General features: G+C 69.2%; 10 protein-coding genes. 9 read left to right on the top strand and 1 reads right to left on the bottom strand.

The window, feature by feature from the left end:
• Window positions 1-127: 127 nt before the first annotated feature.
• The 8 genes from AV521_RS10325 (at window position 128) to AV521_RS10290 (ending at window position 10,585) form a co-directional block, all read left to right on the top strand.
• Window positions 128-1,495, top strand: coding sequence for a S53 family peptidase (locus AV521_RS10325; RefSeq protein WP_076086780.1), 1,368 nt, complete (start codon window positions 128-130; stop codon window positions 1,493-1,495).
• A gap of 302 nt (window positions 1,496-1,797) precedes the next feature.
• Window positions 1,798-3,105, top strand: coding sequence for a S53 family peptidase (locus tag AV521_RS50660; protein ID WP_076086777.1), 1,308 nt, complete (start codon window positions 1,798-1,800; stop codon window positions 3,103-3,105).
• A gap of 360 nt (window positions 3,106-3,465) precedes the next feature.
• A complete protein-coding gene (locus AV521_RS10315; protein WP_009189392.1) occupies window positions 3,466-3,774 on the top strand; it encodes a hypothetical protein in 309 nt (102 codons plus the stop codon).
• 122 nt (window positions 3,775-3,896) lie between these two features.
• Complete coding sequence (locus AV521_RS10310) at window positions 3,897-4,727, top strand: hypothetical protein (RefSeq protein ID WP_076086775.1); 831 nt, start codon at window positions 3,897-3,899, stop codon at window positions 4,725-4,727.
• Window positions 4,717-6,039: a hypothetical protein gene (locus tag AV521_RS10305; RefSeq protein WP_076086772.1), complete on the top strand. Its 1,323-nt coding sequence runs from the start codon at window positions 4,717-4,719 to the stop codon at window positions 6,037-6,039. The genes AV521_RS10310 and AV521_RS10305 overlap by 11 nt, the downstream gene beginning before the upstream one ends.
• Window positions 6,036-7,595 (top strand): SCO6880 family protein, encoded by a 1,560-nt coding sequence (locus tag AV521_RS10300; RefSeq protein WP_076086769.1) that lies wholly within the window; start codon window positions 6,036-6,038, stop codon window positions 7,593-7,595. Before AV521_RS10305 ends, AV521_RS10300 begins: the two co-directional genes overlap by 4 nt.
• Window positions 7,596-7,609: 14 nt before the next feature.
• Window positions 7,610-9,022 carry an ATP-binding protein gene (locus tag AV521_RS10295; protein ID WP_076086766.1) on the top strand — a complete coding sequence of 471 codons (1,413 nt, stop codon included), beginning with the start codon at window positions 7,610-7,612 and terminating at the stop codon, window positions 9,020-9,022.
• A 45-nt stretch (window positions 9,023-9,067) separates the two neighbouring features.
• Window positions 9,068-10,585: a type IV secretory system conjugative DNA transfer family protein gene (locus tag AV521_RS10290; RefSeq protein ID WP_076086763.1), complete on the top strand. Its 1,518-nt coding sequence runs from the start codon at window positions 9,068-9,070 to the stop codon at window positions 10,583-10,585.
• Here the strand turns inward: AV521_RS10290 and AV521_RS10285 are convergent.
• Entirely contained in the window at window positions 10,582-11,172 is a 591-nt protein-coding gene (locus AV521_RS10285) for a GNAT family N-acetyltransferase (protein ID WP_079249200.1), read from the bottom strand. The genes AV521_RS10290 and AV521_RS10285 overlap by 4 nt on opposite strands.
• Before the next feature lie 52 nt (window positions 11,173-11,224).
• On the opposite strand from AV521_RS10285, the gene AV521_RS10280 reads away from it, so the two are divergent.
• Window positions 11,225-11,776 carry a cysteine hydrolase family protein gene (locus tag AV521_RS10280; protein ID WP_076086760.1) on the top strand — a complete coding sequence of 184 codons (552 nt, stop codon included), beginning with the start codon at window positions 11,225-11,227 and terminating at the stop codon, window positions 11,774-11,776.
• Window positions 11,777-11,823: the final 47 nt, after the last annotated feature.

Genomic DNA, 11,823 nt, shown 5'->3' with positions numbered 1-11,823 from the left:
CCCCAAGCCTCTTGTTGTCGCGTACTCAACAAGCGATGGTCGTCGCGGGCCGCCGCCCCCACCGGTCACCCATCGGTGGAACCCCACACCCGCAGGCCTCTGTCCACCACTTCCAGGAGGCTGTACGTTGCGTACGACCAACCCCAACTCCCCCCACATACGCGGTAGACGGGCCCGGATCGGTTCGGCCGCCTTCGGCGCCGCCGCGCTCGTCGTCGCCGGACTCGGCACCGCCGCACACGCAAGCGCGGACACCGCCGCCACGAGCCACAAGGTGAGCGCCCAGGCCGTGGCCGCCCAGGTCGCCAAGGCCCACGTGCACTATGAGAAGGCATGCGGCGCCACCCCGAAGAAGGGCTACGCCGCCTGCGACGCGCTGCGCGTCACCGGCGGCACCACCGCCTTCATGGAGAAGCAGGCCGCACTCAAGGGCATCGCGCCCAGGACGGTCAAGCCGAACGCCGCGTCCGACTCCCCCACCGGCTACGGCCCCTCGGACATCCAGTCGGCCTACGGCCTGACCTCCGCAGCCTCCTCCAACGGCTCCGGCGAGACCGTCGCCATCGTCGACGCCTACGACGACCCGAACGCCGAGGCCGACCTCGCGACCTACCGCTCGCAGTACGGCCTCCCGGCCTGCACCAGCGACAGCGGCTGCTTCACCAAGGTCTCCCAGACCGGCTCCACGACCTCCCTGCCCTCGGCCGACAGCGGCTGGGCCGGTGAGGAGTCCCTCGACCTCGACATGGTCAGCGCGACCTGCCCGAACTGCAACATCCTGCTCGTCGAGGCCAAGTCCGCGACGACGGCCAACCTGGGCACCGCGGTGAACGAGGCCGTCAAGCTGGGCGCCAAGTTCGTCTCCAACAGCTACGGCGGCGCAGAGTCCTCCTCCGACACGACGTACGACTCCAGGTACTACAACCACCCGGGCGTCGCCATCACCGCCAGCGCGGGCGACAGCGCCTACGGCGCCGAGTACCCGGCCGCCTCGAAGTACGTCACCGCCGTCGGCGGCACCGCCCTCAAGACCTCCTCCAACAGCCGCGGCTGGACCGAGAGCGTCTGGCACACCTCCAGCACCGAGGGCACCGGCTCCGGCTGCTCCGCCAACGACGCCAAGCCCAGCTGGCAGACCGACAGCGGCTGCTCCAAGCGCATGATCGCCGATGTGTCGGCGGTCGCCGACCCGGCCACCGGCGTCTCGGTCTACGACTCCTACGGCTCCGACGGCACGGGCTGGAACACCTACGGCGGCACCAGCGCCTCCTCGCCGATCATCGCCTCGGTCTACGCCCTCGCCGGCACCCCGGGCAGCAGCGACTACCCGGCCCAGTACCCGTACAACGCGGCCGGCACCTCCGCCCTGAACGACGTCACCAGCGGCAGCAACGGCAGCTGCTCCACGTCGTACTTCTGCACCGCCGGGCCCGGCTACGACGGCCCGACCGGCTGGGGCACCCCGCAGGGCACGAGCGCCTTCGGCGCGAGCTGAGCACCGCCTGATCCACCCCGTCGGGTCACGGGGAGCCGCCAGGCGAGGGGGACGTGGGGTCCCCTTGGCGGCACGGAAGGAAGACGGGCCACGGCAGCCGGCCGCGGCCCGTTTTCCCTGTCCACCTCCCTTGAGACAGCTATGAGTTGCGCCAAGTGAGCGGAATGCTTCGGTAAGGCGGACGCCAGGATTCCAGTCATCCCCTGGTTGTCGCGTACTCAACAAGTCACAGTCTTCGTCGTACCGCCGCACGCACCCGCACAGCCCTGTTCCCACCCCCACCCGGAAACCAGGAGCTGCACATGCGTACGACTCACCCCGTCAGATCCACGGCCGCACCCGGCCACCGGCGCCGCCTCACCGCCGCCTTCGTGGCCACCGCCGCACTCGCCCTCTCCGGCCTCGGCACCGCCGCCCACGCGGACACGGCCACCCCCACGGCGAAGGCCACCTGGACCGCGACCCCCTGTGCCACCCCCAAGCACCACGGCGAACTCGCCTGCGACTCCTTCCGGGTGACCGGCGGCCTCACCGCCTTCCAGAAGCAGCAGGCCGCGAGGACCGGCATCACCCCCAAGGCCGCCGACGCCACCTCCCCCTCCGGCTACGGCCCCTCCGACCTCCAGTCGGCCTACGGCCTGACCTCCGCCGCCTCCTCCAACGGCTCCGGAGAGACCATCGCCATCGTCGACGCGTACGACGACCCGAACGCGGCGGCCGACCTCGCGAAGTACCGCTCCTACTACGGTCTCTCCGCCTGCACGACGTCCAACGGCTGCTTCACCAAGGTCTCCCAGACCGGCTCCTCCACCTCCCTGCCCTCCGCCGACAGCGGCTGGGCCGAGGAGGAGTCCCTCGACCTCGACATGGCTTCCGCGACCTGCCCGAACTGCAACATCCTGCTCGTCGAGGCCAAGTCCGCGACGACGGCCAACCTGGGCACCGCGGTGAACGAGGCCGTCAAGCTGGGCGCCAAGTACGTGTCGAACAGCTACGGCGGCTCCGAATCGTCCTCGGACACGTCGTACGACTCCTCCTACTTCAACCACCCGGGCGTCGCCATCACCGTCAGCGCCGGCGACGGGGGCTACGGCGCCGAGTACCCGGCCGCCTCGAAGTACGTGACGGCGGTGGGCGGCACGGCCCTGTCGAAGTCGTCCTCCTCCCGCGGCTGGACGGAGTCGGTCTGGAAGACGAGCAGCACGGAGGGCACCGGCTCAGGCTGCTCGGCGTACGACGCCAAGCCGGCCTGGCAGACCGACACGGGCTGCGGCAAGCGCACGATCTCGGACGTCTCGGCAGTCGCCGACCCGGCGACCGGCGTCTCCGTCTACGACTCCTACGGAGTGACGGCCGGCTGGTACACCTTCGGCGGCACCAGCGCCAGCTCGCCCATCATCGCCGGCGTCTACGCCCTGGCCGGCACCCCGTCGAGCGGCAGCTACCCGGCCAGGTTCCCCTACACCGCGGCCGGCACCTCCGCACTGAACGACGTCACCAGCGGCAACAACGGCACCTGCTCGCCCAGCTATCTGTGCACCGCCCGATCGGGCTACGACGGCCCGACCGGATGGGGTACCCCGGACGGCACATCGGCCTTCACCGGCTGACCGCACCGCCGCATCGCACGTCAAGGCCCCGGCGACCCACACCGCCGGGGCCCTTGGCCGTTTTCCGCGCCCCCGCCATGAGAACATCGTGTCGACGCCTCACCCGACCGGCCGTCAGAAACCGCGCCAGGTCGTAAAGGAGGACAACGACAGAACCACACGACAGGTTCCGGTCGGACCTCGTTGCCCGGCGTGACCTGCCGTGATACACAGAGTGACCGTACGGGCTATTCGTACGAAACCCGCCAGTCAATGACGTCAAGTCGACATACGTTGGCGACGTTGTCGGCGACAATGAGGCCTGACCTCTGCACACCGCAGGCGGTCAGACGGAACTACCCACCAGGGGCGGTGACTTACATGCTCTTTGCGGCCGACAAGGGAGACATCAACACCATCATCGGCGGGATCGCCCCGAACTGGGGCCCCTTCGGCAGCCTGGGCAACGAGGCCAAGGTGATGATCGAGGTGGTCATGGCCGTGGCCATCCTCCTGTGCCTCGGCATCGCGGTCTGGGGCGCGGCGAAGCAGCGCATCGGCGCCACGGCCCTGCGCGACACCTTCAGCGCGGAACAGGGCAAGGGCCTCATCATCGCCGGTCTGACCGGGGTCTTCATCATCGGCTCCCTGGGCACCCTGTTCACGATCGTGTACGGCATGGCGGTCTAGCTGCCCTTCCCCGGCTGAGGTTGCGTCTCCCTGATGCTGATGTCGAGTCACCACACCGCGCCCACGCGGGAACCAGCACGGCTACCGTCGTATGCCTACGAGGGTGAGGGAGTGCGCACGGTATGAACCCCGGAGACGAACAGTCCTACCCCGACTACGGCGACACGGGCCACACCCGCACCCGCCTCCCTGAGGGCGACCCCTACGGCGGCGCCCCCCGCCGCACCCCCCGCCGCTCCTCCTCCCGCAGCCTGGTCACCGTGGTCGGCGTGGTGGTCCTCCTCATCGCAGCCATCGCATTCGCCAACAGAGACAACCACTCCTCCACCGACGGCTCGACCACCAAGGGCTCCCAACCCCAGACCTCCACCACAGCCCCCTCCGGCACCCGCCCGGTGGAAACCAAGACAGCCACCATCCCCTCGGGCTTCGCCCGCACGGAGCAGGGGGCACAGAGCGCGGCGGCGAATTATGCGGTGGCGTTGGGGTCTGACGGCATGTTCAACGCCGCCCGACGACACGAAATCGTTCAGGCCATCGCTGACCCCAGCACCGTGGGTAATCAGCAGTCCGGATTCGACGCGGACTACTCTGCCGCCTTCCTGCAGAAGATCGGGCTCAACAACGACGGCAGCGCGCCTAAGGGCAGCACATTCGTGAACCGTACTGTGCCGGCCGGCACCAAAGTCACGTCATTCACTGCCAACGCGGCCACAGTCGAAGTCTGGTGCAACGGGCTCTTCGGCATCGCCGGCGACAGTTCAACCAATCCGGTGACCAGTAGCTGGTTCACCGTGACCATGAAACTGAACTGGAGCGGCGAGGACTGGAAGGTCGAGGAATCCACCCAGAAGACAGGTCCCACTCCCGTCACCGGTGACAACCCTGTGTCCGGGGCCAACGAAATCAGCAAGGCGGTCCAGGAGTTCGGAGGCTTCACCTATGCCCGGTAGCCGACGCAAGGCCCTCACGCTCACCGGCCTAGTGGCCGCCCTCCAGACTTCCCTCGTGCTCCTCGCCACGAGCGTGGTCGCGGCTCCCAAGCCAAGCCCGAGCAACGATCCCTGCTCACTGGTCGCCGGACCCGCCAAGAAGTACTGCGAAAATGACGGCGGCGGGTCCAAGAGTGGCCTCACCGGGAACAACAACCCCCTCACCGACACCCTCGACCCCCTATCATCCCTGGCCAAGGGGTGTGCTGACGCTGCCTCCTGGACCATCGACAAGCTCAGCAAAGCCGTGAAGGAGACTGCCAACGTCGACTTCACCAACCCGAAGTTTCTGCAGCAGTACGCCATCGTCTTCGCCGCATCCACGATCCTCACGCTCCTGCTGTGGCTCCTGGCCGTGGCCAAACGAGCCGTACGCGGCGTGCCGCTCACGACCGCCATCTCGGAAGCCGTCGGCTTCCTGTGGCTTACCGTGCTCGCCTCCGCCTTCACCCCCCTGATCCTGTACACCGTCGTATCCGCGACCGACGGAGTGACCGACGTCCTCGCCAAGGCCACCGGCGACCAGGCCGACACGTTCTTCGGCACCTTCTCCGGCGCCCTGAACAAGGGCACCGACATCGGCGGCGGCCCCATCATGCTGATCGTCGTCTCCCTGGTCAGCATCCTCGCCTCCGGCGTCCTCTGGCTGGAGCTGGTCATCCGCGCCGCGCTCCTCTACGTCGGCGCCCTCCTCGGCACCGTCGTCTACGCAGGCCTGGTCGACAAGAACCTGTGGGGGCACGTGCGGCGCTGGGCCGGCATCATGATCGCCGTCATTCTCGTGAAACCCGTGATCGTGATCGTGCTCGGGCTCGCCGGCGCCCTCTCCTCCGGCAACGGCCCCGACTCCTTCTCCGCCGTCGTCTCCGGCCTCGCCATCATCCTGCTCGCCATCTTCGCCAGCGCGATGATCTACCGCTTCGTCCCCGGCTTCGGCGACGAGATCGCGAACGGCCGCAACAACCGCATCATGCAGGGCGCCGAGGGCAAGGCCGCCGCCGTCATCAGCTCCCCCGCCACCCTCGTCGCCCAGGGCATCAAGACCCACAGCTCCCGCGCCGACAGCAACGGAGGCGCAGGAGCACAGACCAGCGCCCCCCGCCCCGCCAACCCCGCCAGCGGCGGAGTCGCCGCCCACAGCAGCCGTACCCCCACCGGAGGCGGTGGAGCCGTCCCCTCCGCCACACCCGCGCCCCGCGCGCCCAGCCCCGCCAACACCCCGCACGCCAGCAACACCCGCAACATCAACCGCACGGGAGGTGAAGGGCGTTGACGACCGAGTCCCACCTGTCCCATCCGGTCACGCCCCGCCGTACATATCTCATCGGCCGCGCCCGGCCGAACGCGATCGTCGGCCGGAACCGCGAGTCCGGCGAGATCGCGCTCATCGTCGCCGGCGCGTTCCTCGGCATGATGTGCGGCCTCCTCGTCCCGGTCCTCAGCCTGCGGATCGCGCTGCTGACGGGCTTCCCGCTGCTCGCGCTCGCCGCGGTCTACGTGCCGTACAAGCGCCGCACCTTCTACAAGTGGTTCGAGATCAACCGCAGCTACAAGCGGACCATCAAGGGCGGCAGCGCCGTCTACCGGTCCACCGTCATGGAGGCCGGGACGCGGCTCGACGGACGCGAGGTCGAGATCGGGCCGCCGCCCGGCATCGGGCGGATCACCTGGCTCGCCGCGCCCTTCGGACCGGACGAGATCGCCGTACTGCTGCACGCCGACCGCAAGACCGTCACCGCCGCCATCGAGATCGAAGGCCCCGGTGTCGGCCTGCGCGACTCCGAGGACCAGGAGGCCCTGGTCGACCGGTTCGGCACCCTGCTCAAGCACGTCGCCAACGGCGACGGATTCGTGACCCGGCTGCAGATGCTCGCCCGCACCCTGCCCGCCGACCCCGACGCCCACGCCAAGGACGTCGCCCTGCGCGGCGACGGCCGCTCCCCCGACTGGCTCCAGCGGTCCTACGACCAGCTGCAGTCCATGGTGTCCACCAGCAGCGAGCAGCACCGCGCCTACCTCGTCGCCTGCATGCACTACACGCGCGAACTCGCCGCCGAGGCCAATGCCATGGCCCGTGCCGTCCGCGCCCACGGCAGCAAGGTCGACCGGGACGCCGGGCTCGCCGTCGTCATGGCCCGCGAGCTGACCGACATCTGCTCCCGGCTCCAGGAAGCCGACATCCGGGTACGGCAGCCGCTCGGCCAGGGGCGGCTGGCCTCCCTCATCCACTCCATGTACGACCCCGACCACCCCATCGACCACATCCAGGCCATGACCCAGCGCAACGCCTGGCCGGCCGAGCTGGACGCCATGGAGCCCACCTACCTCCAGGCCAAGACCCGCGAGTCCTACACCCGCGCCCCCTGGTGCCACGCCACGGCCTGGGTGAAGGAATGGCCGATGACCCCGGTGGGTGTGAACTTCCTGGCACCCCTCCTCGTCCACACCCCCGACGTCATCCGAACGGTCGCCGTCACGATGGATCTCGAACCCACCGAGGTAGCCATCGAACGCATGCTGACCGAGAAGACCAACGACGAGGCCGAGGCCTCCCGCGCCGCCAAGATGAACCGGACCGTGGACCCCCGGGACGTCGCCGCGCACCACCGCCTCGACCAGCGGGGCGAAGACCTCGCCAGCGGCGCCGCCGGCGTCAACCTCGTCGGCTACATCACCGTCTCCTCCCGCACCCCGGAGGCCCTCGCCCGCGACAAGCGCACGATAAGGGCCTCCGCCGGCAAGTCGTACCTCAAGCTGGAGTGGTGCGACCGAGAGCACCACCGCGCCTTCGTGAACACACTTCCCTTCGCCACCGGCATCCGAAGGTAGGGGCTGATTCACCGATGCGGGATCCGCTGTCCGTCCTCACCGACGCCTTCACCTCCTTCCTGTTCGGGAAGGTCGAGACGACCCGGCTGCCGGTACGCACCTCCACGGGCCAGGCCCAGGCGGTCTACCTGCCCACCGCCGCGCCCGGCCTCGGCGACTCCGGCGTCATCATCGGCCGCGAGGTGTACTCCGGAAAGGGCTACATCTACGACCCCTTCCAGCTGTACGGCCAGCAGCTCCCGGCCCCCCACTGGCTCGTCCTCGGCGAGTCCGGCAACGGCAAGTCGGCGCTGGAGAAGACGTACGTCCTGCGCCAGCTGCGCTTCAAGGACCGCCAGGTCGTCGTCCTGGACGCCCAGGGCGAGGACGGGGTCGGCGAATGGAACCTCATCGCGGAAGAGCTGGGGATAACGCCGATCCGCCTGGACCCGACGGCGGCCCTGGACCACGGCATCCGTCTGAACCCCCTGGACCCCTCGATCACCACCACGGGCCAGCTCGCGCTGCTCCGCACGATCATCGAGGTCGCGATGGGCCACGGCCTCGACGAGCGCTCCGGCTTCGCCCTGAAGGTCGCCCACTCCTACGTCAACGAATCCATCCTGGACCGCCAGCCGGTCCTCTCCGACATCGTCGAGCAGCTACGACACCCGGAGCCGGAGTCGGCCGAGGCGATGAACGTCGCCATAGACGACGTACGGGCCTGGGGCCTGGACGTCGCCCTCGTCCTGGACCGCCTGGTCGACGGTGACCTGCGAGGCATGTTCGACGGCCCGACCACGGTCGGCATCGACCTCGACGCCCCGCTCATCGTCTTCGACCTCTCCCACATCGACCGCAACTCCATCGCCATGCCCATCCTCATGGCGATCGTCGGCGTATGGCTGGAGCACACCTGGATCCGCCCCGACCGGAAGAAGCGCATCTTCCTGGTCGAGGAGGCCTGGCACATCATCAACAGCCCTTTCGTGGCCCAGCTGTTCCAGCGCCTGCTCAAGTTCGGACGGCGGCTCGGCTTGTCCTTCGTCGCGGTCGTCCACCACCTGTCCGACGTCGTCGACGGAGCCGCGGCCAAGGAAGCGGCGGCGATCCTGAAGATGGCCTCCACCCGCACCATCTACGCCCAGAAGGCCGACGAGGCACGGGCCACCGGCCGGGTGCTGGGTTTGCCGAGGTGGGCGGTGGAAATCATCCCGACGCTGACGCCCGGTATCGCCGTCTGGGACGTCAACGGCAACGTCCAGGTGGTCAAACACCTGGTCACAGAGACGGAACGCCCCCTGGTCTTCACCGACCGCGCGATGACCGAGTCCTCCAGCGACCTCACTGCCGACGACGCGCTGCGCGCCGCCGAGCTGGAGGCCGAGCAGCGGGCGGCGGCCTTCGTGGAACAGCACCTGGGCGACTCCGAATCGACGGTGGCGTAGGGACCCGGGCACAGGCACAGGCACACAGGTACTGGGGAGGAACGGGTGAGACCGGACGCTCGCGATCGCCGCGAGGACCGCCGGGAGGGCCAGGGCGGTATCCCCGACGGCCTGCTGATCGGCATACTCGCGTTCCTCCTCGGCATGACCGTGCTGGTGTGGACGGCCACGGGCCTCGCGGGCCTCTTCGCCAAGGGCGCCTGGCCCCACGCCGTCACCTTCACCCGCACCCCCCTGGCCATGCGCCACCTGATCGGCGCACCCCACGACATCACCGGCGCCTGGCCGAACACCCCCGCCTCCCAACTCTCCGGCTGGGGCCTCTTCTGGGGCCTGTTCCTCGGCCAGCTGATGGCCCTGTTCGTCCTCACCGTGTTCGTGATCGGCACCGTGGCGAGATGGCGAGCGGGACAGACACGACGGGCTGCGGCAGCCAAGGGGGCCGTGCGGCGGGCGACGCCGACCGCGGCTGTCGTACCGACCGAGGCTGCCGCGCAGCCGACTGTGCCGGCCCAACAGCGGTACGAGGTCCCACTCCCGCGCACCGAGACGGTGCCCGCACCGACGGTGTCTCTCGACGAGGTGGTCCCGCAGCCTCCGTCACCCGGCCCTCCAGCCAACCGTGAACGGGTGGGCAGGTGGGAGAAAATCCTTCTGGCGCCCAGGGAAAGCCGCCACGCAACGGCAACCCAGGCGATCCAGGACGCGCCCGGCCCGACCCTGGTCGTCACATCGAACCCGGCCCTGTGGGCGGAGACCAAGGACGCAAAGGCCAAACTGGGCCCCACCCTCCTCTACGACCCCACCCACCTCTGCGACACCCCGGCCCGCCTCCACTGGTCCCCGATCACGGGCTGCGAGGACAAACAAACCGCAGTGAGCAGAGCCGGCGCCCTCCTCGCCCCCGTACAGCCCACGGCCAAGCTCGACCAGGCGGTCGCGGACACGGCGACCACCCTCCTCCGGAGCTACCTCCACGCCGCCGCCCTGGACAACCGCACCATCCGCCACGTCCACCGCTGGTCCCAGGGCAACCAGATCCAGGACGCCGTACGCACCCTCCGTACCCACCCCAAGGCCGCCCCCGGCGCCGCCGGCGAACTGGAGGCCGCGCTCACCGCGCACCCCGAACGGCGTGACATCGCACAGGAGTTGACCGGCCGCGCTCTGTCCGCCCTCTCCACGGTCAACATCCGCGAAGCCTGCACTCCCAACCGAACTGATGCGCTCGCCTTGGATTCCTTCGTCCACGAAGGGGGCACGCTTTATGTGGTCGGTGAATCCATCGAGGACCCCAAGAGCAATCCCGGCGCGATGCCGCTGCTGACGGCCCTCGTCTCAAGCGTGGTCGAGCGCGGCCGGCGCATGGCCGAACGGTCATCCTCTGGTCGGCTCGACCCACCACTCACGCTGATCCTGGACGACATCGCGGCCGTGGCCCCGCTCCCCCAACTCCCGGATCTGCTCGCCACCGGCACCGACCAGGGCCTGCCGACCCTCGCCCTGCTCCGCTCCCGCGAACAGGCCCGCTCCCGCTGGCCCCACCGGGAACTGCCGGTCTAGGACGGCCACTCCAGAACGAACTCCAACTCGGTCTCCGCCCGGTCCTTGAAGAACGGCACGACCACCCCGCTCGGCACGAAACCCACCTTGCGGTACGCCCCCTGCGCTCGCGAGTTCTCCTCGTGCACCAGCAGTCGCACCCGCTCCGCACCTCGTTCCCGCGCCCACGCCACCCCGGCGTCGAACAGGGCCTTGATCAGCCCGTTCCCACGGTGCTCGGGCCGGACGTACACCCCCACGACATGCCCCTGCCGGCGCTCGATGGCATACCCCGCCCAGTCCTTCGTCCCCGCCTCCTCGACGAGTACGGTGACCGAGCCGGCCCAACTCCCGTCGGGCGCCTCGGCGATGAACTGCCGCGCCGCCGTGGCTCCCTCGCCCGAACCGACGGCTCTGTCCTGCCAGAACACGTCGGCCTTGGCCACGGCATCCTCGTAGTTCTCCAGAAAGGCGAGCGGCGCGGCCGGATCCCGCAACGCGTCCAGCCGCAGCCGCTTCACCAGGGGCCAGTCGTCCGGCCGTATGGCACGGATGACGTAGCCACCCCTGTCGTCATCGCTGTAGTCATCGCTGGTCAGGGAGGTCATGGGGTCACCGTAGTGCCGAGCGCTGTCAGTGGCATCCCATATTGTGGACGCCATGACAAATCTGCCACAACGGCCGAACACCGCCCTGCTCGTCATCGACGTACAGAACGGCGTGATGGTGCCGGGCTCGCCGAACCGCGACGAGGTCATCGCCAACATCAACACCCTGATCGGCAAGGCCCGCACGGCGGACGTGCCGGTGATCTGGATACAGCACCAGGACGAGGAACTGGTCCCCGGCACCGAGGTCTGGGAGTACGTCCCCGAGCTGAAGCGCCTCGACACCGAGCCCCTCGTCGCCAAGAGCTACCGGGACTCCTTCGAGGACACCGGCCTGGAGTCCGTGCTGGCGGAGCACGGGGTGGGCCGGCTGATCGTCACGGGCGCCCAGAGCGACTTCTGCGTCCGCTCGACCCTGCACGGCGCCCTGGTCCGGGGCTATGACGCGACGCTGGTCGCCGACGCCCACACGACGGAAAACCTCACCGAGTACGGCGCACCCGCCCCGGAGCAGGTGATCGCCCACACGAACCTCTACTGGAGCGGCCAGCACGCACCGGGCAGGCGGGGCGGCACGATGAACACGGCCGAAATCACCTTCTAAAAAGCAGAAAACCCCCGCACCGTTCCCGGTGCGGGGGTTTTCTCAAT

The organism is Streptomyces sp. IMTB 2501 (genome assembly GCF_001953885.1).
Lineage (GTDB): Bacteria > Actinomycetota > Actinomycetes > Streptomycetales > Streptomycetaceae > Streptomyces.
Note: the sequence above shows the minus strand (reverse complement) of the source record. Positions and strands in the feature narration are given on the sequence as shown.

Coding starts and splice junctions, on each gene's coding strand:
- AV521_RS10295 (WP_076086766.1), top strand. CDS start 7,610: ATGCGGGATCCGCTGTCCGTCCTCACCGACGCCTTCACCTCCTTCCTG.
- AV521_RS50660 (WP_076086777.1), top strand. CDS start 1,798: ATGCGTACGACTCACCCCGTCAGATCCACGGCCGCACCCGGCCACCGG.
- AV521_RS10285 (WP_079249200.1), bottom strand. CDS start 11,172: ATGACCTCCCTGACCAGCGATGACTACAGCGATGACGACAGGGGTGGC.
- AV521_RS10310 (WP_076086775.1), top strand. CDS start 3,897: ATGAACCCCGGAGACGAACAGTCCTACCCCGACTACGGCGACACGGGC.
- AV521_RS10315 (WP_009189392.1), top strand. CDS start 3,466: ATGCTCTTTGCGGCCGACAAGGGAGACATCAACACCATCATCGGCGGG.
- AV521_RS10305 (WP_076086772.1), top strand. CDS start 4,717: ATGCCCGGTAGCCGACGCAAGGCCCTCACGCTCACCGGCCTAGTGGCC.
- AV521_RS10280 (WP_076086760.1), top strand. CDS start 11,225: ATGACAAATCTGCCACAACGGCCGAACACCGCCCTGCTCGTCATCGAC.